The sequence below is a fragment of the Microlunatus phosphovorus NM-1 genome, assembly GCF_000270245.1.
Classification (GTDB): Bacteria; Actinomycetota; Actinomycetes; order Propionibacteriales; family Propionibacteriaceae; genus Microlunatus; species Microlunatus phosphovorus.
The window spans coordinates 3898960-3922657 of sequence record NC_015635.1 but is presented as its reverse complement, the minus strand read 5'-3'; the positions used below and the strand labels follow the sequence as shown (position 1 = coordinate 3922657).

The window sequence follows — 23698 nt, the reverse complement described above, 5'->3', positions numbered from 1 at the left end:
TGTCAGCGCGGACTCGCTCGTGCGCCGACTGGGATCCGCCAGGCTCAGCCGAGACCGAAGCGCTGCTTGTACGCCTCCTCGAACCGGAACACGACCGCGTCGATCTCGGTCATCGGGGGTGCGCTGCCGCGATCGAGCAGCAGGATGAGCTCGGTCAGGCAGATGTGGTAGCCGGCTGCGGAGCTGACAGCGCCCGCCAGGTCAGGGTCGGCCGGCCAGGTGGTGAAGGTGAGCTCGGTGCCGTCGGCGACCGAGGCCAACTCCCAGAGCAGCACATCGCCGCCCCAGGTCCAGCCGAATCGGCTGGGCGGCTCCCAGATCTGGATCTCGCCGCTCAGCACAGGCTCGGTGATGCCGTACTTCGCCACGTGCCCGGGCCAGAACGGCAACGTGATCGGTGCTTCGGCCCGGCGCTCGCCGACGATGTCGCAGGGCATCCAGAACCGCAGTTGATCGGATTCGGTGAGCGCACGCCAGACTCGTTCGACCGGGTGGCGGTAGCGGCGGACGAACCGCAGGCCCACTCGGTCGCCCTCGTGGATCAGCTCGCCCAGGTCCGCGGCACCTGCCAAGGCGTCGACAGCTTCCAGGTCAGTCATCGTTCTCCTCCATCCGATCGAGGTGGTCGCCGAGGGCGTCGAGGCGACGCGCCCACGTGCGGCGATAGGGCTCCAGCCACTGGTCGAGCTCGCGCAGCGGCTCGGGCCGTAGTCGGTACCAGCGGCGTTGCGCCTCCGGCCGCACCACGACCAACTCGGCATCGCGAAGCGTCTTCAGGTGTTTCGACACTGTCGGCTGGGCGAGACCGACCAGCTCGACCAGCTCGGTGACCGAGCGATCGCCGTCGCGGAGGGCATCCAGGATCCGACGGCGGTGCGGCTCGGCCACGACCTCGAACAGGCTGGCGGTCATACAGTGAGTATGCGTTATTGGCAATATTGCCGTCAAGCAATGTACTGCCGGGAGGATCGTCGGAATCGATGGGAGTCGAAGCGACCACAGCTGGCACTCGGGTCGGTAGTCTCCGGGCGTGACGTCTCGCCCCCAGCCGGAACAACAGGCGCCGCCGGTGCAGTGGCTGCGTATCCGGTACGCCCGGCGCGGCCGAGCGCGCTTCACCAGCCACCGCGACTTCGGTCGCGCGTTCGAGCGGGCGTTGCGCCGGGCGCGGGTGCCGATGGCGTACTCGTCAGGATTCTCACCGCACCCGCGGATCTCGTACGCCAACGCCTCGCCCACCGGTTCGGCAAGTGAGGCAGAGTATGTCGAGATCGGGTTGGCGGAGCAGTGTGACCCGGAGCAGGTCCGGGCGTCGCTGGACGAAGCCCTGCCGATAGGGCTGGACATCGTCGCCGTGCAGGTGGCACCGGGCGACACGCTGGCCGACCTGCTCACGGCCTCCCGGTGGCGGATCGATGTGGTCGGCATCGAACCCGTTGTCGCCGAGCGTGCAGTGGAGACGTTCCTGGCGCGAGAATCGGTCGAGGTCTCGCGGATGACCAAGTCCGGACTGCGCACCTTCGATGCCCGGGGCGCGGTGCTCCAGTTGCGCTACGAACCAGGGCGGCTGATCTCGACCATTGCTCACCAAGTGCCGCTGGTCAGGCCGGATGATCTGCTCAGCGCGCTGGCTGAAGTGGAGCCGGACTGGCGTCCGACCCATCCGCCGCTGTTGACCCGGTTGTCCCAAGGCCGCCTCGACTCGACCACCGGGGAGATCACCCCGCCCCTGTGATGTGGGCGGCTCTGCGTCTGGCTCGTGCTTCGATCGTGGGGCGGTCTGGTGCTCTCCGTGGCGACTGCGACCGGGCTGCCGGGGTGACGATTCGGGTGGCCTTTGGGACGTGTGGGATACTGGTTGACGGCTGAGGTGCACCCGCACCTCATTCGGTGACTTCCCGCTCCACGAGGTGACAGCTCGCGGAGACTGCGGGTGAGCTATCTCCACCGCGACGAACCGCCTGACGGCGTGCTCGACCGCGGGTGATCGGCTCCCAGCCATCGACGCCACAGGCTTCCGCGACGCGGTCACCCCAACCGCCGTTGCGACCGACATGAGGTGCCCTCGCGCACCTGCAGAGGAGTACGGATGCTCGATCACGAGCCCGACACGTCCAACATCGACAACCCAGGCAGCAGTCCGGCCGCCGCACCGACGTCCGCCGATCCGGCGTCCACCGAAGCTGCGCCGCCGCGCAGGCGCCGCCGCGCAGCTACCCGGAAGGCCGGCCCGCCATCGGTCAGCGCACCGGCGATGACCGCCGAGGCCGACCCTGCGGTGAGCGCTGAGGCTGCTCACGCCGGGGCCGTCCCCGTGGCGACCGAGGTCGAGGCTGCCGCGTCAGGCACCGCCGCGGCGCCGACCGAGAGTGTGCCGACCGAGGCGACGCCGGTCGCGGATGCTGCAGGGAAGCCGGCCGAGGAGAAGCCGGCGGCCAAGAAGGCCACCCGCAAGCGGGCCGCGAAGGCGCCGGCCGAGGGCAGCAGCACAACCCGTACGCCACGCAAGCGCGCCACCAAGAAGGCGGCAGCCGCGGCGAGCGCCCCGACGCAGCCGGCCGCCACCGAGCCCGCAGCGTCCGAGCCGACCGGTGACGCCGGTCAGCAGAACGTCGACGCCGCGGCTGCGCTCGATGAGATCAGGCTGGCATTGGTGGCTGAGCAGCCGGCGGCTGCGATGGCCGAAGCGACAGCTTCGGCGCCCGCGGACGACGCGAAGGCGGAGCCGACTGTGGGCAGCCCGGCCGCGGACGCGACCACGGAGGTCAGCTCGGCGACGGATGTTGCCCCGACCAGCGAGGTCGGCGAGATCACCCAGCCCATCGAGAGCGATGAGGCTGCCGAAGCCGAAGAGGAAGCGGCACCGGCCGAGCAGGCCGAGACAGACTTGGCTGGCGCAGACCAGGCCGGGCCCGGCGAGATCACGACCGACGAGTCCGAATCGAGTGAGACCGACGAGTCTCAGATCGGCGAGTCTCAGATCGGCGAGTCTCAGATCGGCGAGGCGGAGACCTCGGCCACGGCTGAATCGGCCACGACCGAATCGGACGAGACAGCCTCGGACGCCAACGAGCAGACCGCCGAATCTGACGAGGACGAGGACGGTACGCCACGTCGGCGCCGTCGTCGCCGGGGAGGTCGGCGTCGTCGCCGGGGTCCGGACGCCGAGAACGACAATCGTCGTGACGATGCTGAGCAGGACGGCGACACGTCGGCGCCCGAGTCCAATGCCGCCAACCCTCCGGCCGCTCCGACCCCCGCCGCCAACGACGCCGAGGATGGCGCGAGTAGCGGCGACACTGCCGATGCCGAGTCAGGTTCCGACGAGAGCAGTGAGGACGGCGGACAGCGTCGCCGTCGTCGTCGGCGTCGTCGGCGCGGTGAGGACAACGCACCGGCCGCCGATGACCCGGTCGACGTGGTGGTCCGCGTACGCGAGCCCAGATCGCGCAAGCAGGCCGCTCAGGAGGTCAGCGGGATCGAGGGATCGACCCGGATGGAGGCCAAGCGGCAGCGGCGGCGCGAGGGCCGCGAGGCGGGACGTCGCCGCGTACCGATCCTGAGCGAGGCCGAGTTCTTGGCCCGGCGCGAGTCCGTGGTTCGCAAGATGATCATCCGGCAGCGCGAGGAACTGTCGCAGATCGCGGTGCTCGAGGACGACATCCTCGTCGAGCACTACGTCGACCGCGAGTCGGCCGCATCCTTGATCGGCAACGTCTACCTCGGTCGGGTGCAGAACGTGCTGCCCTCGATGGAGGCGGCGTTCATCGACATCGGCCGGGGCCGCAATGCGGTGCTCTATGCAGGCGAGATCGACTGGGACTCCTTCGGAGCCAACGGCCAGCAGCGCAAGGTCGAGAATGTCCTCAAATCCGGTCAGACCGTGCTGGTGCAGGTCACCAAGGACCCGGTCGGCGCCAAGGGCGCTCGCCTGACCAGCCACGTCACGCTGCCCGGCCGCTACATCGTGTACGCACCCGGCGGCCATCTGTCCGGCATCTCGCGCAAGCTGCCCGACACCGAACGCCGGCGGCTCAAGGCGATCCTCAACGAGCTGGTCCCGAACGAGGCGAGCGTCATCGTGCGTACCGCCGCCGAGGGCGCCAGCGAGGACGAGCTGGTCCGCGACGTCAACCGGCTCAAGGCGCAATGGGAGGACATCGAGCGCAAGGTCAAGGCCGGTGGCGCGCCGAAGCTCCTCTACGGGGAGCCCGATCTCACCGTACGGATCGTCCGGGACCTGTTCACCGAGGACTTCGCCGAGCTGATCATCCAGGGCAACGGCTCGATGACCGACGCGTACGACGCCGTGGACGCCTACGTGGGTCACGTCGCGCCGCACCTGCATGACCGGATGCGGCGCTGGGACACGGCGGCCGAAGGTGACCTGTTCGCCAGCTACCGGTTGGACGAGCAGATCGCGAAGGCCCTGGAGCGCAAGGTGTTCCTGCCCTCCGGCGGCTCCTTGATCATCGACCGCACCGAGGCGATGACGGTGATCGACGTCAACACCGGCAAGTTCACCGGCAGCGGCGGCAACCTCGAGGCGACCGTGACCAGCAACAACCTGGAGGCGGCCGAGGAGATCGTGCGCCAGCTCCGGCTGCGCGACATCGGCGGCATCATCGTGATCGACTTCATCGACATGGTGCTGCCCAGCAACCGTGAGCTGCTGCTCCGTCGCCTGGTCGAGTGCCTAGGGCGCGACCGGACGCGGCATCAGGTCGCCGAGGTGACCAGCCTCGGACTGGTGCAGATGACCCGGAAGAAGATCGGCACGGGCCTGCTGGAGGCGTTCAGCGTCGAGTGCGAGCACTGCCATGGTCGTGGGTACGAGGTCAGCGATGTCCCGGTGGAGACGCAGAAGCAGCCGGACGGCGGCTCGCGGGATCAGCGTGGCCGGGGTCGTGGGCGCGGCAACTCGTCGAACTCGAGCTCGAACGGTTCGGCCAGGCCGCCGTTCCCGATGCCGGCGCCACCCTTGAATCGTCCTGAGCCGGTGCCCGTTGTGGCCGTCTCGGAGCCTGCCGAAGCCGGGTCGGAGCCTGTCGAGGCTGCGACAGCAGACAGTGCCGTCGGGCAGGACGTGGTCACCACCGACTGAGGATCGCGCCGAATATCCGCGGTGCCCGCTAGGTTGGCGGTGTGCCTGAGGACAGAGCAGACCTCCAGCCGCTGGCGGTGGCGATCATCGGTGCCGGCCCATCGGGGATCTATGCGGCCGAGGCGCTGACCCACCAGCTCGACGTACCGGTCGACGTCACGGTCATCGACCGGCTGCCGGTGCCGTTCGGACTCGTGCGCTACGGCGTCGCTCCGGACCACCCGTCGATCCGTTCGGTACGCAACACGCTGGAGCGGACGCTGGAGAAGCCGGGAGTCCGCTTCTACGGCAATGTGTCGATCGGCGCCGACCTGACCGTGGACGAGTTGCGGGACAGCGTGGACGCGGTGATCTACGCGTTCGGCGCGGGCAGCGACAAGCGGCTCGACATTCCTGGTGAGGACCTTTACGGCAGTGTGGCCGCCGCGGAGTTCGTCTCCTGGTATTGCGGACATCCCGATGTCCACCCCGACACTGGCGGTGCGGTCCTCGGTGCAACTGAGGATGGCGATGAGGGCAGCGTCGGCGAGGGTCGAACGGGGGAGGGCAGGCCGAACCGGTTGGAGGCGGAGCATTTCGCTCAACTGGTGGCGACCACACGTGAGGCCGTCGTCGTAGGCGTAGGCAATGTGGCGCTCGATGTCGCCCGGATCCTCACCAAACGGACCGGTGAGCTGGACGCCACCGACATGGCCGACGAGGTGCTCGACTCGTTGGGTCGCACCACGGTTTGCGACGTGCATGTGCTCGGTCGTCGAGGGCCGGCGCATACGGCCTTCACCACCAAGGAGCTGCGCGAACTGGGCCAGCTGCCCGATGTCGATCTGCTGGTCGATCCGCTGGATCTGGTGCTGGACGAGACCAGCCTGGCCGTCGTCGCTTCGGACAAGGTGGCGGCCCGCAACCTCGTCGTACTCCGGGAGTGGGCCGATCGCCCGGTCGGCCAGGCGTCGCGTCGGGTGCATCTGCACTTCTGGACTCGGCCGGTTCGGCTGATCGGGACGGAGCGGGTCAGTGGGGTCGAGGTCGAACGCACCGCGCTCGCGGCCGACGGCTCTGTCGTAGGTCGGGGGGAGCCGCGGGTCATCCCCGCGCAGCTCGTGGTTCGTTCGGTCGGCTATCGCGGCGAACCGCTGCCCGGCGTACCCCACGACGCTCGCACCGGCAGGGTGCCGCACGCCGAGGGCCGGGTGATCCGCGACGGCGAGTTCTCACCCGACGAATACGTGACGGGCTGGGTCAAGCGCGGCCCCACCGGGGTGATCGGCACCAACAAGTCCGACGCCGTGGAGACCGTCACCTCGCTGCTGCATGACGTCAGCGATGGGGCGCTGCTGCCTCAAGGCCGGGTCGGGCTGCTGGCGAAGCTCTTTGCCGAACGGGGGATCGAGCCTGTCGGCATCGACGGCTGGCACCGGATCGACGCCGCCGAGCTGGAACTGGGCCAGTCGCACGGTCGGGTACGGACCACCTTGGCCCATCGCAGCGACCTGCTGGCCGCGGCCGAATCCGTTGATTAGCGTCTTCTGGCATCTGGTCCACGCCCGATGTGGACCAGACACCAGAATTTCCACGGTTGGGGCGGGTACGGAGCGGGCGGGTCGGCAGCATCTGGGTCCGGTACGGCGACGCGGTGCACCGTGATCACCAGCTCGTCGGCGGTGCTCTCCAGGGTCAGGAAGTTCTTGTGAAATGGGGGCGTGTCGGAGGAGAAGACCTCCGACACCTTGCTCTGCAGCGGTCCACCCGGCTCGCCGAGACCCGGCCAGGTGATCCGCCCGGCTGTCCATGCCTTGAGCGGAATGTCCGCCGGCCGAACCGCCGGCTCGTCGGTGGGCGTGGCCGGCGGATCAGCGTAGAGCGTCCCCGGCGGTATGCCCAGTCGCACTTCGATGAACCTGGCCGCCTGCTCGTTAGTCTCGAAGTACGGGCCCTTCCAGTAGCTCGGCCGGAGCAGGAGCTGGGCGTTCAGGAAGCTCATGTGGCCGAGCGTCACGCTGGTCAGCAGGGCGACCAGCACCACCAACGTACCGAGCACGACCTGGGACGGCCAGTCCCGCAGCAGCGGATCCATCACCGGCTGGCCGACGACGAACGCCTGACTCAGCACCAGGGCCACGATGCCGACGAAGGCGATGACGATCGCCAGCAGATAGCGACGGTGGAACCTGCGCCGGAGCCAGCCGACGAACAACAGCAGTCCGACGGTCGTGAAGATCACCAGCGGCAGACCGGAGGCCGCCCGGTTGACGGGCGAGTCGCCGGCGCAATAGACGATCCAGGCCACCGTTCCGGCGAGTAGCACCGGGCTCGGCAAGTGGTGGGTGACGGCGCTGACTCGACCCCACGACCAGCGCTTCCTCTCGAGCTTGGTCAGACCGCGTGGGCGGGGGACGCTGGCCGCCACGACTGCCAGCGCCTCCGTAGCAGCGAGTACGACGACTCCGGCCGCCGCCACCAAGCCGAGGGTGAGCCCGACCCCGGCCACCGCGCCGGTGACCAGCCAGGATCGCCCGACTGCCTGGGTCAACTGGCACAGCACGATGATCGCGACGGACAGCGGAACGGCCGGAGCGAGGACCATCCCGAGCCGGTTCCAGTTCTTGACGAGCCAGTTCCGTACCTTGATCCGCCACGTCTGCTGGTCTTCGGTGACGGCAACCTGGTGCTTGGCGCGGATCACGTAGCCGATAGCCCCGACCACCAGCGGGATCAACCCCGCCGCCGCGATTGCGCCCCAGGACGGCTCCGCAGACGCCGCGTACGCGAGTCCGGCGCTGACCAGGCTGAGCAGCACCAGCCCGACGGCGAACACCCAAGTGGGCAGGGTGCGGCGGAAGTCGGCTTTCGGCAGCCACCAGCCTGAGCGGCGCAAGGCTGCGCTGACCACGCAGTTGTAGCCGGTCAGGACGGCCCACCAGGTGAAGTAGAGCGAGAAATGCTCGGGATCCAGGGCTTGTGCGACACCGGCGGTCACGATGCCGAGCAGAAAGCCGCCGACGGGGGCAAGGACGCGGGCGACCGTCGTTTCTCGGGTGATCCGCTTGGTGAGAAGCAGCCGAATCGCTCCGATCGCGAGCAGGCAGAGGACAGCGCCGGTGGTCACGGTGGGGATCGCGTCAGCCAGACCGGTCAGTTGGAGGCCGAGCACTACCAGCCCACCGAGGACGATCAGCAGCAGGAAGAGGAGCGTGCGTACCACGCTCGGCACCAGGAGATCGGCGAAGAAGCGCAGCGAGGTCTCGTAGCTCGGAAAGACAGATCTCGGCTTGGCGGGGTCCGGCTGCAGGTCGTCTTGAAATCGAGCATCGCGATCGAGACTGACATTCGGGTGGGTGGCATGGGTGAACGCGCCGCCGCCTCCGCTCACCAGGTGATACTGCGGGAAGCCCTGGGTCTGCTTCCGCTCGTACTTCTGATAGTTGTGCGTGTCACCGCCCAGGGTGGCGATGTACTCGTAGTCCTTGTCGATGACCAGGTTCCAGACCGAATCCGCCTTGCGAGCCGAGCGGCGATGACCGATATAGCAGGGGACGATCTTGCCGTTGACCACCAGCGGTTTGCCGGTGAGCAGCACCTTGGGGCCCGTCAACCGCGAGATGCGTTCCAGCCAGTCCCATTGCTGCTCGTCGATGTTGCCGCCGATGCCGGTGTCGATACAGACCAACAGCAGATGCGGCATACGAATGGCGAAGTAGGGACCGGGCTGGTTGATGGCGTACGTCTTGTCGAAGCTTTGGGTGATCGGATGACTCTCGTGCCGGTGTCGGGCCTCAGCCCGCGCTGGACGGGGGCGGCGCCACAGCACGCGAATCAACCGGCTCCAGATCCACGTTTCGCGGGTGGGCGCGTAAGCGGCCGAGGGCAGCGGTTGCTGGTCGACGAAGTGGTACATGAAGCCGGCCAGTCCGTCGTACCAGTCGTGGTTGCCGGGCAGCGCGATGATCGGCGGCTTGACCAGGAACTTGACCTTGGAGTTGTCGTCGGGTTCCGGGGTCCGATATGGCCGATAGAGCCCGTCGACATAGTCGTCGACATCGCCTGCCGGATAGATGACATCACTCATGATCACGACGAAATCGCAGCCGGCGTTGGCTGCCGCGGCGATGGCCGGGCTGACGACGTACTGCGAGGGATCCTGCTCACCGGTGTCCCCGACCACCAGGAAGCGCTCGGCTCCTTTGCGGTCGATGATCAACCAGTCGGCGAGTTCGTCGACCGGCAGGTCAGAGTAGGCACGTCCGGCGGGCTGCGGCCACTCGGGGTCCGGCCGGGAGGGCCGCTTGGGGTCGGACCGGATCTGCTCCACCCAGGCCTGGCGCAGCTGATCGACGAGCCCGTCGCTGGCTCGACCCAGGGCGTCGTTGACCGAGTCGATCAGGGAGCGCGCCGAGATCCAGGACAGACTGCCCCAACGGGTGGGGTGGTCCTTCAGAAGCCTTTCGGCGGCCCGCCAGTCCGAGGGCTCCGGATCCAGATCGTCATCGACCCTGACGTGCATCGCCGACCCCCCACTCCTCGCGTGAGTCAGTCGTCATCGAGACGCCGTCACCGAGGCAACCAGATTGGCACGACGGTGAGCCCCGTGACTAGAGCATCTCTACTGGGGTCGGACGAACGGCGGGTCCGGAGCCAGCGTGCCGTCGGGGGCGATGTGCTCGAAGATCTGCTGCACCAAGGTGAGGACGTGCGGGTCATCGACGGTATAGATCTGTCGCCGACCGTCGCGCCGCGCGCTGATCACCCCGGCCAGCCGCAGCTTGCTCAGGTGCTGGCTGGCGGTAGCGATGGACACCCCGACCCGATCGGACAAGGTGCCGACGTCGTACTCGCCCTCGGCTGCCAGCGCGACCAGATGCAGGCGTACCGGCGTAGCCAGCAAGGCGAAGGTCCGAGCGGCCACATCCAGCTGCGGTCGGGTCGGCTCGGGGATCACCAGGCCATTGTGACCGTACGCGAGGTGTCTGTGATCGGCGGCACACGGCATGAGGTCCATTTCGATGGTTCTTCACTTGCGCAATTGCCGAAACGTCGGGCAGGATGGCCGGCATGCGCAAGGCTCTTCCGCCTGTCCTGGGCTGCCTCCTGGTCGCGGTGCCGGCCCTGGTCTCCCGCCTCCTCGGCGTTCAGTTGGCCCCTCAACTCGGGCTGCTGGTCTTCGGTGCCGGGGTAGTGGCGGCCTCGTTCGTGCTGGCCTGGGCGGCCGAATCGGCGGAGGCCGACATCAGCGGCGGGCTTGCCATCGCGATCCTGGCCGTGATTGCAGTGCTGCCCGAGTATGCGGTGGACCTCTACTTCGCCTACACGGCCGGTCACAACCCGGAGTACGTGCAGTATGCGGCCGCGAACATGACCGGATCGAACCGGCTGCTGCTCGGCCTCGGCTGGTCGGCGGTGGTCGTGGTGTCGCTGATCGTGGCGAGCAGGCGCGCCGGCAAGCCCGTGTCTGCGATCGTGCTCGATTCCCGCTATCGGCTCGAACTCGGCTTCCTGCTCGTCGCCTCCTTGCTGGCGCTGATCGTTCCGTTGACCGGGCGAATCCACCTGGTGTTCGGCCTGATGATGCTGGGATTGTTCGTCTACTACCTCGTCCGGGTCTCCGGTGGGGATGACGATGAGACCGAGGAGTTGGTCGGTCCGGCGGCGCGGATTGCCGCGCTGCCCGCGCGGACCCGGCGCCCGGTCGTCATTGCCATGTTCGTCGGTGCGGCGGTGGCGATCCTGTTGTGCGCGGAGCCGTTCGCGGAGTCGCTGATCGGGTCCGGGGAGGCGCTGGGCGTCGATCGGTTCCTGCTCGTCCAGTGGCTCGCTCCGCTCGCCTCCGAAGCGCCTGAGTTCATCGTGGCCTTGATCTTCGCGATCCGCGGCCGGGCCGGGATGGCGATCGGCATGCTGATCAGCGCCAAGGTGAACCAGTGGACGCTGCTGGTCGGCAGCCTCCCTGTGGCGTACCTGCTCGGTGGCGGCGACTCGGCCATGGTGCTCGACGCCCGCCAGGTGGAGGAGATCGTCCTGACCGCGGCCCAGACGCTGATGGGTGTCGCGATCCTGCTTACGCTGCGCTTCCGGCTGTGGGCAGCTCTCGCGCTGTTCGGCCTGTTCGCCGTGCAGTTCGCAATCCCGGGCACCCAGGGCCGACTCTTGTTGTCCGCGGTCTATCTCGCCGTCGCGGCGGTCTTGTTCGTGGTCCACCGGCGGCAACTGTGGCCGACCCTCAGCGCCCCCTTCCGCCGGCGCCCCGTCGAGGCTCCGGCAGCACCCCAGCGCGACCTGGTGGACGTCGAGCTGTAGTTGTATCCAGGTCAATTGACCTGGATGCAACTCATATGAGCGCTATTCTGGTCATCACCATGGACCTTTCCTACCCGATGCAATCAGTGATCCCGAACGCGTATGGATCAGTGCTCGGCGTCCTCGCGCGGACGACAGAGCCCCTCAGCGGCCGACGGATCGCTGCCCTGACCCGCCCTCGTTTTAGCCAGTCTCGAGTCAACGCTGTCCTGGCGGAGCTGGGCCGAGATGGGATTGTCGATATCGAAAGTCGACCGCCTGCGATCTACTACCGACTCAACCGCGAGCACATCGCTGCCCAAGGGATTCTGGCTCTGGCGTCGATGTGGCAGACCCTCCTCAACCGCATCCAGGCGGAACTGGGCGAGTGGTCAATAGCGCCGATAGCGGCATGGTTGTACGGGTCCGCCGCACGCTCAGAGGCGGACTCGAACAGCGACCTTGACATCCTCATTGTCCGTCCAGACCAGGTGCCGAGCGATGAGGGCTGGCAGCGGCAGATCGATGGTCTTGCTGAGCAGATCCGTCGCTGGTGTGGTAACCCGTGCGAGCCCTTGGTCCTCACTGAGAGTGAACTCCGGGCAGTCGTCCAGCGCGATGATCGGCTCGTAGGTGAACTGCGGCACGATGCCATCCATCTCGGTGGCACCCGGCCAGCGGCGTTGCTAGGGAGAGCGAGTTGAGCGCATCAGAAGAGGCCAGACTTCACCTCGCGAAGGCACGTGAGTTCCTCGATGCAGCCGAAACCAGCCGCGATCTCGGCCTCGACAATGCCGCAACACCCCTCGCGAGAAGTAGCTCCTGGTTGTGATTTCGCGAGAATTGGAACCGGAAGCTACTTCTCGATGGCGGATCAGGGTGAACGGGCCCAGCGACGCTAGACGAACGCTAGACGAGGCGGGTCATCAGGTCGGCGAGGGTCTGTTCCGGGTTGCTGGTCACCCCGGCGTGTACGGGGGAGGGCTGCACCACCGAGGACTTCGGGGCGGTCAGCATGCCGAACCTGGTAGCCAACCCGGTGTTCTCCCGGGCGGAGCCGACCGGCTCATCGCAGGCCCTGGCGATGGCCCCGACCGCCAGCCGGACCGCCTCGACATCCGCCTCGGCCGACAACGCACGCAGTCGGCTGCCATCGACCGCGACCGCGGCGCGCAAGAAGTCGTACGCCTGGCAATAGAGGATGACGCCGACATTGATGAACTCGCCGCGGTCGACGCGGGGCACCGCACGCAGCACGGCGTACTGGAATGCCATCCGCCGACGACCCTGCCCATTCGGTTCACCCGCCCCACTCGGCCCACTCACGGGAGCCACCGCTCGGCGGCATCGAGTCGGGCGAGCAAGAACTCCTGATATCGCGATCTAGCAGTTGCAGGATCCTGCGGCGCCTTCGGATCGGGCCGCGTCGGATCGGGCGCCAGCCAGGCATCGGGCACCTCGGCCAAGATGCCGGTCAGCAGGTCCGGTGTGACCAGGGCAGAGAGCCGATCATGGACGTCCCGAGGTCGGCCGAGCCCACCGAGCACGTGGTCGCCGTAGTCGTACGCCGACTCGGCGAACCGTCGCGGATCGCCCCACGAATGGTGGAATCGCAGGCAGGCGCCGTGATCGATGGCCCACAACTTCCGGTGCCACAGCAACAGGTTGGTGTTGCGGCGGCTGCGGTCGACATTCGCCACGAAGGCGTCCAGCCAGACGACCAGCGATGCGTCCTCGACCGGGATGTCGAAACTACGGTCGTACCCGATCGAGCCCGGCAGGAAGTCCATCGCCAGGTTCAGCCCCGCGCTGGCGCTGACCAGATCCTGCACTTCCTCGTCAGGTTCGCGCCGGCCGATCTCGGCATCGACCTCGATCAAGGCGAGCTCGGGCACCCGGACGCCAAGCTCCTGCCCGAGTCGACCGACGATGATCTCCGCGACCAGCGCCCGGGGTCCCTGGCCGGCACCGGTGAACTTGACCACGTACGTACCCAGGTCGTCGGCCTCCATCAGGCCCGGCAGCGAGCCGCCCTCCCGCAACGCGGTCAGGTACGCCGTAGCGGTGATGTGAGGAAGCACGGGTCAGAGCCTAGAGTTGCATCGGGGTGGGCATCCAGTAAGTTTGTCGAGAGTTTGACCCGCTCGTTGTGCGCAGGTAGATTTGACCCTCGGTGTGCGCGCAGGTGCACCCCTGCGGTGTGTCCCAGGCTCAGGCGTTGAGGACCACCACCACCCAAGTCGTGAAACGAAAGAGTAGGTCAGGCGTGTACGCGATCGTGCGCAGTGGCGGCCGTCAGCACAAGGTGGCCGTCGGTGACGTCCTCGAGATCGACCGGCGGTCCGACGAGCCGGGGAGCAGCGTCGCGCTGACCCCGTTGCTGGTCGTCGACGGTGAGAACGTGACCTCCGACGCGGCCGCTCTGGCCGGCGCGAAGGTGACCGCCGAGGTGCTTGCCGAGACCAAGGGTCCGAAGATCCGGATTCTGAAGTTCAAGAACAAGACCGGTTACCGCAAGCGTCAGGGTCACCGGCAGAAGTACACCCAGGTCAAGGTCACCGGGATCGAGAGCTAGACCGAGCAGCTAGGAAAGCACTGAGATGGCACATAAGAAGGGCGCGTCCTCGACCCGCAACGGTCGTGACTCCAACTCCCAGCGGCTGGGCGTGAAGCGGTTCGGCGGCCAGCAGGTCAACGCCGGCGAGATCATCGTCCGCCAGCGCGGCACCCACTTCCACCCGGGCGAGGGCGTCGGTCGCGGTGGCGACGACACCTTGTTCGCCCTGGTCGAGGGCCAGGTCGACTTCGGCACCCGCCGTGGGCGCCGGGTCGTCAACGTGCGACCGGCCGAGGCCACCTCGGCCTAGGTCCACGCACTCCGGTCAGCGACCGGATCACACACCTAACGACAGAGGGTGGCCCAGCTGACGGGCCGCCCTCTTGTCATGTTTGTCGAGTTAGCACGGCCTGAGCAGGTTCTGACAAGACTGGTGCCGATGTACCAGAGGAAAGAGGGCGGCCCTCGTGGCAATCCCCACCTTCGTGGACCGGGTGACCTTGCACGCCTCCGGCGGCAACGGCGGCCACGGCTGCGCCTCGGTGCACCGGGAGAAGTTCAAGCCGCTGGGCGGACCGGACGGCGGCAACGGCGGTCACGGCGGTTCGGTGATCTTGAAGGTCGACGGTGGGTTGACCACCCTGGTCGACTTCCACCGGCAGTCCCACCGTCGCGCGGAGAACGGCCAACCCGGCAAGGGCGGGCACGCCAATGGGGCCAACGGCGACGACATCGTGCTGGCGGTGCCCGACGGGACCGTGGTCACCGATGCCGACACCGGCGAGCAGTTGGCGGACCTGACCGGCGACGGTACGGAGGTGGTGATCGCCGCCGGTGGCCGGGGCGGGCTAGGCAATGCGGCACTGGCGTCGTCGGCCCGGAAGGCTCCCGGCTTCGCCCTGTTGGGTGAGGAGGGCGAGTCCCGGACGGTCACCCTCGAGCTCAAGGTGGTCGCCGACGTCGGGCTGGTCGGCTTCCCGAGCGCCGGCAAGTCTTCCCTGGTGGCAGCCATCTCCCGTGCTCGGCCCAAGATCGCCGACTACCCGTTCACCACCCTGGTGCCCAACCTCGGGGTGGTCGTCGCCGGGGACACCACCTACACCGTCGCCGACGTGCCGGGCCTGATCGAGGGAGCCTCCGAGGGTCGAGGGCTCGGCCATGACTTCCTGCGGCACATCGAGCGCTGCGCGGCGATCGTGCAGGTGCTCGACTGCGCCACCTTCGAGCCGGGCCGGGACCCGGTCACCGATCTGGATGTGATCGAGGCCGAGCTGGCTGCGCACGGCGGCCTGGAGGATCGGCCCCGGCTGGTCGCGTTGAACAAGGTCGACGTGCCGGACGGGCATGAGCTGGCCGAGATCGCCAAGCCCGAGCTGGAGGCTCGTGGACTCCAGGTGTTCGAGATCTCCACCAAGTCCGGTGTCGGTCTGCAAGCGCTGAGCTTCGCGATGGCAGCGATCGTGCGGGAGCGCCGGGCAACCTTGCCGCCACCCGTGCCGCCGCGGATCGTGATCCGACCCGAGCCGGTCGCCGGAGCTGACGAGTTCACCGTCGGTCGCGAGAACGAGCTGTGGCGGGTACGCGGGGTCAAGCCGGAACGCTGGGTGCGTCAGACCGACTTCGGCAATCCGGAGGCCGTGGGCTATCTGGCCGACCGGCTGAACCGGATCGGCATCGAGGACAAATTGCTGGAGCTCGGCGCCCGGGCGGGCGACGGAGTCGCGATCGGCGGTGCCGACGCCGTGGTGTTCGACTTCGCTCCGCAGATCGACATCGGTGCGGAGATTCTGTCGCGCCGCGGTGAGGACCAGCGGTTTGCCGAGGAGCGCCCGGCCGCGGTACGCCGGCGTGCCAAGGACCGCGCCTATCACGCGGCCAGGGCGGACGACGCGTACGAGGCCGGTGCCGCCCATGACGGCGAGGACGTCGAGGGAGGCGATCGATCCGATGACGAGTAACGGCGCCGCTGCCGCGCGTCCGGAGATCGCTCGCCCCGAGATCGCCCGTCCCGAGATTGCCCGCGCCCACCGGATCGTGGTCAAGATCGGGTCGTCGTCACTGACCACCTCCGACGGCGGGATCGCGCCGGGGCAGGTTCAAAAGCTGGTCGACACCTTGGCCGGCGCACGCGCCGGTGGCCGCGAGGTCGTGCTGGTGTCCTCCGGAGCGATCGCGGCCGGACTCTCCCCGCTGGGGTTGCGGAGCAGACCCCGAGATCTGGCCACGCAGCAGGCGGCTGCCTCGGTCGGCCAGGGCCTGCTGATGGGCTACTACACCCACCTGTTCGCGACCCATGGGCTCGAAGTCGGTCAGGTGCTGCTCACCGTGGACGACGTCACGCGGCGCGGGCACTATCGCAATGCCTATCGGACGTTCGGCCGGTTGCTGGAACTCGGCGTGGTCCCGATCGTCAACGAGAACGACACCGTGGCCACCCACGAGATCCGGTTTGGCGACAACGATCGGCTCGCCGCCTTGGTGGCCCACCTGGTACATGCCGAGGCGCTGATCCTGCTCAGCGACGTCGACGCCCTCTACACCGGGCATCCCCGGCTGCCGGAGTCCCGTCGCGTTACCGACGTCTGGTCCGACGACGATCTGGAGGGAGTCGACATCTCCAACCGGGGCAGTGCGGTCGGCACCGGTGGCATGATCACCAAGGTCGATGCGGCCAAGATCGCTACCTCAGCAGGGATCCCAACCGTGCTCACCTCGGCGGCGCAGGTGTCTGGCGCCGTCTCAGGAGCCGGTGTGGGCACTGTCTTCCATCCCACCGGCAAGCGACGGCCGACGAGACAGCTGTGGTTGAAGCACGCCTCCGACGCCAGCGGCGAGCTGGTGTTGGACGACGGCGCCGTACGAGCCGTGGTGACCCGCAATGCCTCGTTGCTGCCGGCCGGAGTGACCGAGGTCCGGGGTCGGTTCCGGGCAGGGGAGGCGGTCGACCTGGTCGACCTGCGCGGCACGGTCGTCGGTCGGGGACTCGTCAACTTCGATGCCGATGAGCTTCCGGGTCTGTTGGGCAAGACGACCCGGCAGATCGCTGCCGAGCTCGGCAACGGCTATGACCGCACGGTCGTCCACAAGGACGCCCTGGTGGTCATGACAGATTTCGATAATCTGCCACACACCAATAGCTAACTCGCGTTAGGTTGCCGCGATCGCCAGGAATGGGGCAGATTATCGAAACTACTGGCGAAAGCGGAGCGCCGGCAGTCCCTCTGGGACTGCGACAAACCCCTAGGAACTCCGACCCACTCGGTGCCATCGTGTGATCATGCGCATCCTCGTGTCGACCACGGCGAATGTCGGGCACTTCGAGCCGCTACTCGGCATTGCGCGGGCCTGCCGCGACGCCGGTCACGAGGTGCGGGTCGCGGCACCGCGCTCCTTCGACGCGACGGTCGCGCGTACCGGCTTTCCCTTCCAGCCGTTCGACGATGCGCCGCCGGAACTCATCGGTCCGGTGATGAGTCGGCTGCCGGAGCTGTCGTTCGAGGAGGCCAACGCCACCGTCGTTCGGGAGGTGTTCGGCCGGATCGACGCCCAGGCTGCCCTGCCGGCCCTGGCCGCAGCAGTCGAGGCGTGGCGTCCCGATGTCATCGTACGCGAGCCGGCCGAACTCGGTTCGCTCGCCGTGGCCGAGCGGGCCGGCATTCCGCAGATCCAGGTCGCCATCGGGATGGCCGAGATGGTCCGACTGTTCGCCGGGCAATTGGTCGAGCCGCTGACCGACCTCGCCACGATGGCCGGGCTGCCCGACGATTCCCTGAACCGTGCTCTTGCGGGAGTGCCGACGCTCAGCTCGGTGCCGGAGGTCTTGGACCGGGCCGGCGACGTCGCCTTCTCCGACGACGCGGTGACCTACCGCTTCCGCGAGGATCCGCCGGCGCCGGCGGCGACACCCCTGCCGCAGTGGGGCGATCCCGGGCTGCCGTTGGTCTACGTCACTTTCGGGTCGGTGACCGGGTCGTTGCCACCCTTCGCCGGGGTATTCCGGCAGGCGCTCGACGGTCTGGCTGACCTGCCGGTCCGGGTGCTCATGACGGTCGGTCGCCAAGTCAGCATCACCGACCTCGGGCCGGTGCCGGCCAATGCCCGGGTCGAGCCGTGGTGGCCGCAGACCGACGTGCTGGCCGAGGCCGCGCTGGTGCTGGGACACGGCGGCTACGGGACCACGATGGGCGCGATCACAGCCGGCGTGCCCCAGGTGGTCGCACCGATCTTCACCACTGACCAGGCGGTCAACGCCCGACACATCGCTGCCGTCGGCGCGGGCCGCGCGGTCAGTCCCGGTCCGGACGTGGTCGTCCGGGCATGTCAGGAGGTGCAGTCGGTGCTGGAGGACCCGAGCTATCGACATCGGGCGGCAGTGGTCGCCGCGGCGATCGCCGCACTGCCCTCGACGGCGGACACCGTCGCCGTCATCCGGCGGATCGCCGGGATCACGACCTCACGTGTTCGGGCAGGAATCCCCGCCCGACCGCACGCGCAGTGACCCGGCGGACCAGCGGCTGCAGCAGCGCGAGAGCAGTACGCGCCGGTCGGGAGAGTGCCCGTGGCCGAGGAACGCCGCCATGTCCGACTCGGGCGTGCGCCCGCTGTTGGATCCACTGCATCGGTCGTACGGGGCGGGCGCGCCGACGTTGCACCGCATCAAGCGCAGAAAGCGGCACCGACCCATGGCGCAACAGAGGGCCGGCCACCGTATTGGCCAACGCGACGGCATCCTGGATTGCGTAGTTCACCCCGACCCCGCCGACCGGTGACATGGCATGTGCCGCGTCGCCGATGCAGATGAGACCGTCGCGATACCAGCAGGGCAGCCGATCGACCTGGACCGAGAGCAGCCGTACCTGCTCCCAATCCCGGAGCTCGCCCACCACTGACCCCAGCACCGGCGCGGTCGCGGTCAGTCGACGACGGAACGCGGCGAGACCGGCAGCGCGGACGTCGTCGAACCCACCCTTGGGAATCACCAGGCCGCCTTGATAGCGGTCGCCGCGGTCGATGGTGAGGACCATGCTCCGGCCGTCGAGGTACGTCAGGGTCGAGGGTGGCGGATTCGGCGGCTTCGGCAGACTGAACCACAAGACGTCGATCGCGACGCCGAGCTCGTCCGGCACCAGGCCGGCGGCACGACGGACGCGGGACGTACGCCCGTCGGCGGCGACAGTCAGCGGTGCGTGGAACTCGAGCTCTCGCTCGACACCTCCCTCGGTCGCCGTGGCCCGGACTCCGACCACCCGATCCCCGTCGGTCAGGATCTCGGTGGCTGCCGTACACATTCGCAGCTCGAAGCCGGGAAAGACGGCAGCCTCCCTGGCCAGGAAGTCCAGAAAGGTCCATTGCGGCGCGAGCACCAAGAAATTGTCCGGCGGCTTGAGCGTGGAGAAGTCGATCATGGTGAGCCGCTGCCCGTCCACGACGGCGTCGAGCGTCGACAGCCTGGTGACCGGCAGATCGAGAAATCGCCGGCGCAGTCCCAGCTCGCCGAGCAGCGTGATCGTCGACGGATGGATGGTGTCGCCGCGGAAGTCACGCAGGAAGTCCGCATGCTTCTCCAGCACCGTGACGCGCAGGCCGCGTCGGGCCAGCAGATAGCCCGCCATCAGGCCGGCGGGCCCACCTCCGGCAATGACGCAGTCGCGCGTTACGACCTCGACGTCCACTGCGGGCGTCCTCGTTGGCTCCACCTACCTGAGGCTACCTGCGCGCCACCGGGCACAAGTGCTAACGGTTCGGTACGCATTCACCACAAGACTTGCGCTCTCAGGTGCCTTCTGGACTAAGGTCAGCTTTCAGCCGAGGATGATTCTGGCCTACAGATCCGCCCGCGCCCATCGGTCCGATCTCGGTCCGGGCGCGCAAGAGACACGAGGTGACCATCGTGCGAAACAGAACAATCTTCCGTCGGGGGATAGCCGCCGTCGCGGCCTTGGCCCTGGCGGGAACGCTGGCGTCCTGCGCGCAGAGCCAGCGTGAGACAGACTCCTCATCGGAGCAATCAACCAGCCAGGACTTCGTCTTCGCAGCCTCGTCCGATCCGGTGATGCTCGATCCGGCGATGGCCAGTGATGGCGAGACCTTCCGCATCGCCCGGCAGCAGTTCGAGGGTCTGATCAGCACCAAACCCGGCACCACCGAGCTGGAGCCGCTGCTGGCCACCGAGTGGAAAGCCTCCAGCGACGGCAAGTCCTTCACCTTCACCCTGCGGGAGGGCGTGAAATTCTCCGACGGCACCGACTTCAACGCCGAGGCCGTCTGCGCCAACTTCGAGCGGTGGTACAACTGGACCGGCGTCAACCAGTCCGAGAACATCAGCTACTACTACGGCAAGCTGTTCCGCGGCTTCAAGACCGGCAAGACCGGCGGCATCTACGACGGCTGCACCGCCGTCAGCCCGACCGAGGTGACCATCAAGCTCAACAGGCCGTTCGCCGCGTTCGTCGACGCGATGACGTTGCCCGCGTTCTCGATGCAGAGCCCGACCGCGTTGAAGCAGTACAACGCCGACGACACCTCCGGCACTGCCGATGACCCGCGGTTCTCCGCGTACGCCACGGAGCACCCGACCGGCACCGGACCGTTCGTGTTCGAGAAGTGGGAGCGGAACCAGCAGGTCACGCTGAAGCGCAATGACAACTACTGGGGCGACAAGGCCAAGGCTGATCGGGTGATCATCCGGACCATCTCCGACCCCAAGGCCCGGACCCAGGAGCTGCAGGCCGGCAACATCGACGGCTACGACCTGGTCGGGCCGGCCGATGTCCAGCCGCTGAAGGACGCAGGCTTCCAGATCCAGAACCGGCCTGCCTTCAACATCCTCTACCTGGGCATGAACCAGAAGAACAAGGCACTGGCCAAGATCAAGGTCCGGGAGGCCATCGCCCACGCGATCGACAAGCAGGCCGTCGTCAAGTCCTCGCTGCCGGACGGGTCCATCACCGCGACGCAGTTCATGCCCGATCTGGTCGAGGGCTACAACGACCAGATCAAGGACCCGGACTACAACGTCGACGAGGCCAAGAAGCTGCTCGCCGAGGCGGGGGAGAGCGATCTGGTGCTCAAATTCGCCTATCCGACGGGCGTTTCCCGGCCTTACATGCCCTCACCCGAGGACACCTTCGCGGTGATCAAGTCCCAGTTGGAGAAGGCCGGCATCAAGATCACGCCGGTGGCGGCGAAGTGGAGCCCGGACTACCTCGACATGATCCAGGGCGATGCAGGCACCAGCAAGCACGACATCCATCTGCTCGGCTGGACCGGCGACTACAACGACCCGGACAACTTCGTCGGCGTCTTCTTCGGGGGCAAGTCCTCGGAGTGGGGCTTCGACAACCCCGAGCTGTTCAAGGCCCTGGCCGACGCGCGGGAGCTGCCGACCCGTGAGCAGCAGGTGCCGGCATACAAGCAGATCAATGCCGACATCGCGGAGTTCGTCCCCGGCATCCCGCTCGCTCACCCGGCGCCGTCGCTGGCGTTCGCCAAGGGCGTGCAGGGGTACGTGGCCAGCCCGGTGCAGGACGAGGTCTGGAACAACGTCACCGTCACCCGGTGACCTGACCTGGGCGTGACTGCGTGGTGGCACCCTGGACACCCGGGTGCCACCCGCAGCATGCTGAGTCCCTGATCATCCCGACCCCCCGGGAGAGGCGGACAGTCCATGCTCAGATTCGTCGTCCGGCGGATCCTGCTGATGATCCCGGTGCTGCTGGGCTTGATGGTGTTGCTGTTCGCCTGGGTCAGGGCCCTGCCCGGTGATCCCGCCCGGGCGCTGCTGGGCGAGAAGGCGACGCCGGAGTCGATCGCCTCGGTGAACGCGCAGTACGGCTTCGACAAACCACTGCTCCAGCAGTTCGTGATGTATGCCTCCCAACTGCTGCAAGGCAACTTCGGCAACTCCCCGCGTACCGGTGAGCCGGTGCTGGGCACCTTCCTCGAGCGATTCCCGGCGACCATGGAACTGGCGATCGCTGCCTTGATCTTCGCGGTGGTGGTCGGGATCCCGCTCGGCTACTGGGCGGCCAAACGAGCCGGTGGCTGGCTGGACACCTTCGCCGTCGGCACCTCACTGGCCGGGGTCGTCATCCCGGTGTTCGTGCTGGCGTACTTCCTCAAGCTCATCTTCGCCGTCGGGCTGCCCGGACCGTTGCACGTGCTGGCGGTGCTGCCGTCCTCAGGCCGGCAGAACCCACGGATCGACGCCACCCACATCACCAACTTCTATGTCCTCGATGGTCTGTTGACGCGTGAGTGGGACGCCGCCTGGGATGCGATCGTGCACCTGATCCTGCCGGCCATCGCGCTGGGCTCGATCCCGCTGGCGATCGTCGTCCGGATGACCCGGGCGTCGGTGATCGAGGTGCTGGGGGAGGACTACGTACGCACCGCCAACGCCAAGGGCCTCGCGCCGGGGTTGATCACTCGGCGGCACGTGCTGCGCAACGCGCTGCTGCCGGTGATCACCGTGATCGGCCTGCAGACCGGCGCGCTGCTCGCCGGGGCGGTGCTGACTGAGCGGGTGTTCGCGATCAACGGCATCGGGTCCTATCTGTTCGATGCGATCAGCAGTCTGGACTTCGCCGTCCTGCAGGGCTTCATCCTGTTCATCGCGGTGATCTATGCCGTGGTGAACCTGCTGGTCGATCTCTCGTATGGGTTCATCGACCCCCGACTGAGGACGAGGTGACGGGAATGGAGGTGCTCTGCCCGTGACCGCACTCGATGCAACGCAGGGCCCGATCGCCGAGGGCCTGCTCGGCGCGCCGCAGGAGGACGAGCGGGGCACCAGCCTGTGGCGAGGCGCGTTCCGCCGGCTGCGCCGCAGCCCGTCGGCGATCATCGGCGCCGCGATCGTCGCTGCCCTGGTGCTGGTCGCGGTGCTCGCGCCGGTGCTCACTCCGTACCAGCCGGCCTCGACCGAGTGGATCGACCAGGTGACCCCCAGCTCGGTGCCGGGACGTTCGCCGGGCCACCCGCTGGGGCTCGACTCCTTCGGCTCCGACATGCTCACCCAGCTCCTGTACGGGGCACGCCAGACCCTGGTGATCGGTGTCGTGTCGACCATGATCGGGGTGATCGGTGGGGCGTTCCTCGGGGTGCTCGCCGGCGGGCTCGGCGGCTGGTGGGACACCGGCGTAATGCGGTTTGTGGACATCCTGCTGTCCATCCCGTCGCTGTTGCTGGCGGTCAGCATCGCCGCCCTGCTCGGTGCCAATCAGTGGTCGATCATGATCGCCATCGGGGCCGCTCAGATCCCGATCTTCGCGCGACTGCTGCGCGGTTCCATGCTCGGCCAACGACGGCAGGACTACGTGCTGGCGGCATCGTCACTCGGGTTGCGAAGTCGCCGGATCGTGATGAGTCACGTGCTGCCCAACTCGCTCGGACCGCTGATCGTCCAAGCCACCCTGGTGCTCGCGACCGCGACCATCGAAGTCGCCGCACTGTCCTATCTCGGCCTGGGGCAGCCCGACCCCGCGGTCGCCGAGTGGGGGCGCATGCTGGTGAAAGGTCAAGACCGGCTGCAGAGCGATCCGCGACTGACCATCCTGCCCGGCCTGTGCATGACCATCACCGCGCTCGGCTTCACCCTCTTCGGTGAGGCCCTGCGTGAGGCCCTGGACCCGAAGTCCAGGCGGTGAAGTGATGGGCACCGTGTTGGATGGTCGCGCTCCGCGCTCCGCGGTCATCGACTCCGCGAGGTCTCGCTCGTTCGTCGCGATTCTGTGCGACGGCTCTGTCGGATCTGCTCGCTTCACTCG

Annotated in this window: 20 protein-coding genes; 13 read left to right on the top strand and 7 right to left on the bottom strand. The window is 67.8% G+C overall.

The annotated features are described in order from the left end of the window. Nucleotides 1–44 precede the first annotated feature (44 nt). Together MLP_RS17500 and MLP_RS17495 are read right to left on the bottom strand one after the other, a co-directional pair. Nucleotides 45–599 (bottom strand): SRPBCC domain-containing protein, encoded by a 555-nt coding sequence (locus MLP_RS17500; RefSeq protein ID WP_013864490.1) that lies wholly within the window; start codon nt 597–599, stop codon nt 45–47. After that, nucleotides 592–912, bottom strand: a complete 321-nt coding sequence (locus MLP_RS17495) for an ArsR/SmtB family transcription factor (RefSeq protein WP_013864489.1) — start codon at nt 910–912, stop codon at nt 592–594. Before MLP_RS17495 ends, MLP_RS17500 begins: the two co-directional genes overlap by 8 nt. Nucleotides 913–1030: 118 nt before the next feature. On the opposite strand from MLP_RS17495, the gene MLP_RS17490 reads away from it, so the two are divergent. The 3 genes from MLP_RS17490 to MLP_RS17480 all read left to right on the top strand — a co-directional run bounded on the left by MLP_RS17490 (nt 1031) and on the right by MLP_RS17480 (nt 6624). Continuing rightward, on the top strand, nt 1031–1735 hold the full coding sequence (locus tag MLP_RS17490) for a TIGR03936 family radical SAM-associated protein (protein WP_013864488.1): 705 nt from the start codon (nt 1031–1033) through the stop codon (nt 1733–1735). A 354-nt stretch (nt 1736–2089) separates the two neighbouring features. After that, the gene (locus tag MLP_RS17485; RefSeq protein ID WP_013864487.1) at nt 2090–5104 is read left to right on the top strand and encodes an Rne/Rng family ribonuclease; all 3015 of its coding nucleotides are present in this window, start codon (nt 2090–2092) and stop codon (nt 5102–5104) included. Nucleotides 5105–5145: 41 nt separating this feature from the next. Continuing rightward, entirely contained in the window at nt 5146–6624 is a 1479-nt protein-coding gene (locus MLP_RS17480) for an FAD-dependent oxidoreductase (RefSeq protein ID WP_013864486.1), read from the top strand. Here the strand turns inward: MLP_RS17480 and MLP_RS26595 are convergent. Then, nucleotides 6621–9605, bottom strand: a complete 2985-nt coding sequence (locus MLP_RS26595; RefSeq protein ID WP_013864485.1) for an MFS transporter — start codon at nt 9603–9605, stop codon at nt 6621–6623. The two genes, MLP_RS17480 and MLP_RS26595, sit on opposite strands and share 4 nt — an antisense overlap. 99 nt (nt 9606–9704) lie before the next feature. Continuing rightward, nucleotides 9705–10100, bottom strand: a complete 396-nt coding sequence (locus MLP_RS17470) for an ArsR/SmtB family transcription factor (RefSeq protein ID WP_013864484.1) — start codon at nt 10098–10100, stop codon at nt 9705–9707. A gap of 53 nt (nt 10101–10153) precedes the next feature. Here MLP_RS17470 and MLP_RS17465 point away from each other — a divergent pair, with 53 nt between their 5' ends. Both MLP_RS17465 and MLP_RS29545 read left to right on the top strand, forming a co-directional pair. Next, nucleotides 10154–11395, top strand: coding sequence for a sodium:proton exchanger (locus tag MLP_RS17465; protein ID WP_041792845.1), 1242 nt, complete (start codon nt 10154–10156; stop codon nt 11393–11395). Between the two features lie 35 nt (nt 11396–11430). Beyond that, nucleotides 11431–12078 (top strand): nucleotidyltransferase domain-containing protein, encoded by a 648-nt coding sequence (locus MLP_RS29545; protein ID WP_083843864.1) that lies wholly within the window; start codon nt 11431–11433, stop codon nt 12076–12078. Between the two features lie 205 nt (nt 12079–12283). On the opposite strand, the gene MLP_RS17450 is transcribed toward MLP_RS29545, so the two are convergent. Beyond that, complete coding sequence (locus MLP_RS17450) at nt 12284–12649, bottom strand: DUF3037 domain-containing protein (protein ID WP_013864481.1); 366 nt, start codon at nt 12647–12649, stop codon at nt 12284–12286. 47 nt (nt 12650–12696) lie between these two features. Beyond that, nucleotides 12697–13455, bottom strand: coding sequence for a HipA family kinase (locus MLP_RS17445; RefSeq protein WP_013864480.1), 759 nt, complete (start codon nt 13453–13455; stop codon nt 12697–12699). Nucleotides 13456–13640: 185 nt separating this feature from the next. Between MLP_RS17445 and rplU the strand changes: the two genes are divergently transcribed. The 5 genes from rplU (at nt 13641) to MLP_RS17420 (ending at nt 18429) form a co-directional block, all read left to right on the top strand. Further along, the gene (gene rplU, locus MLP_RS17440) at nt 13641–13949 is read left to right on the top strand and encodes a 50S ribosomal protein L21 (protein WP_013864479.1); all 309 of its coding nucleotides are present in this window, start codon (nt 13641–13643) and stop codon (nt 13947–13949) included. 25 nt (nt 13950–13974) lie between these two features. Next, nucleotides 13975–14241: a 50S ribosomal protein L27 gene (gene rpmA / locus MLP_RS17435; RefSeq protein ID WP_013864478.1), complete on the top strand. Its 267-nt coding sequence runs from the start codon at nt 13975–13977 to the stop codon at nt 14239–14241. 157 nt (nt 14242–14398) lie between these two features. Beyond that, on the top strand, nt 14399–15889 hold the full coding sequence (obgE, locus tag MLP_RS17430) for a GTPase ObgE (protein ID WP_013864477.1): 1491 nt from the start codon (nt 14399–14401) through the stop codon (nt 15887–15889). Beyond that, complete coding sequence (proB, locus tag MLP_RS17425; protein ID WP_013864476.1) at nt 15879–17072, top strand: glutamate 5-kinase; 1194 nt, start codon at nt 15879–15881, stop codon at nt 17070–17072. The genes obgE and proB overlap by 11 nt, the downstream gene beginning before the upstream one ends. Nucleotides 17073–17208: 136 nt before the next feature. Then, nucleotides 17209–18429 carry a glycosyltransferase gene (locus MLP_RS17420; RefSeq protein WP_156821201.1) on the top strand — a complete coding sequence of 407 codons (1221 nt, stop codon included), beginning with the start codon at nt 17209–17211 and terminating at the stop codon, nt 18427–18429. Here MLP_RS17420 and MLP_RS17415 read toward each other — a convergent pair. Next, nucleotides 18377–19627, bottom strand: coding sequence for an FAD-dependent oxidoreductase (locus tag MLP_RS17415; protein ID WP_013864474.1), 1251 nt, complete (start codon nt 19625–19627; stop codon nt 18377–18379). The genes MLP_RS17420 and MLP_RS17415 overlap by 53 nt on opposite strands. Nucleotides 19628–19821: 194 nt before the next feature. Between MLP_RS17415 and MLP_RS17410 the strand changes: the two genes are divergently transcribed. The 3 genes from MLP_RS17410 to MLP_RS17400 all read left to right on the top strand — a co-directional run bounded on the left by MLP_RS17410 (nt 19822) and on the right by MLP_RS17400 (nt 23578). Further along, complete coding sequence (locus tag MLP_RS17410; protein ID WP_197536430.1) at nt 19822–21492, top strand: ABC transporter substrate-binding protein; 1671 nt, start codon at nt 19822–19824, stop codon at nt 21490–21492. Nucleotides 21493–21597: 105 nt separating this feature from the next. Continuing rightward, entirely contained in the window at nt 21598–22623 is a 1026-nt protein-coding gene (locus tag MLP_RS17405; protein WP_013864472.1) for an ABC transporter permease, read from the top strand. 22 nt (nt 22624–22645) lie between these two features. Continuing rightward, nucleotides 22646–23578, top strand: a complete 933-nt coding sequence (locus MLP_RS17400) for an ABC transporter permease (RefSeq protein ID WP_013864471.1) — start codon at nt 22646–22648, stop codon at nt 23576–23578. Nucleotides 23579–23698 lie beyond the last annotated feature (120 nt).

Bases quoted from the DNA above. Each gene is read 5' to 3' on its own strand.
- MLP_RS17405 (WP_013864472.1), top strand. From the start codon at position 21,598: ATGCTCAGATTCGTCGTCCGGCGGATCCTGCTGATGATCCCGGTGCTG.
- MLP_RS17420 (WP_156821201.1), top strand. From the start codon at position 17,209: ATGCGCATCCTCGTGTCGACCACGGCGAATGTCGGGCACTTCGAGCCG.
- MLP_RS17470 (WP_013864484.1), bottom strand. From the start codon at position 10,100: ATGGACCTCATGCCGTGTGCCGCCGATCACAGACACCTCGCGTACGGT.
- MLP_RS17495 (WP_013864489.1), bottom strand. From the start codon at position 912: ATGACCGCCAGCCTGTTCGAGGTCGTGGCCGAGCCGCACCGCCGTCGG.
- MLP_RS17450 (WP_013864481.1), bottom strand. From the start codon at position 12,649: ATGGCATTCCAGTACGCCGTGCTGCGTGCGGTGCCCCGCGTCGACCGC.
- rpmA (WP_013864478.1), top strand. From the start codon at position 13,975: ATGGCACATAAGAAGGGCGCGTCCTCGACCCGCAACGGTCGTGACTCC.
- MLP_RS17485 (WP_013864487.1), top strand. From the start codon at position 2,090: ATGCTCGATCACGAGCCCGACACGTCCAACATCGACAACCCAGGCAGC.
- proB (WP_013864476.1), top strand. From the start codon at position 15,879: ATGACGAGTAACGGCGCCGCTGCCGCGCGTCCGGAGATCGCTCGCCCC.
- MLP_RS17465 (WP_041792845.1), top strand. From the start codon at position 10,154: ATGCGCAAGGCTCTTCCGCCTGTCCTGGGCTGCCTCCTGGTCGCGGTG.
- MLP_RS17500 (WP_013864490.1), bottom strand. From the start codon at position 599: ATGACTGACCTGGAAGCTGTCGACGCCTTGGCAGGTGCCGCGGACCTG.
- MLP_RS29545 (WP_083843864.1), top strand. From the start codon at position 11,431: ATGAGCGCTATTCTGGTCATCACCATGGACCTTTCCTACCCGATGCAA.
- MLP_RS26595 (WP_013864485.1), bottom strand. From the start codon at position 9,605: ATGCACGTCAGGGTCGATGACGATCTGGATCCGGAGCCCTCGGACTGG.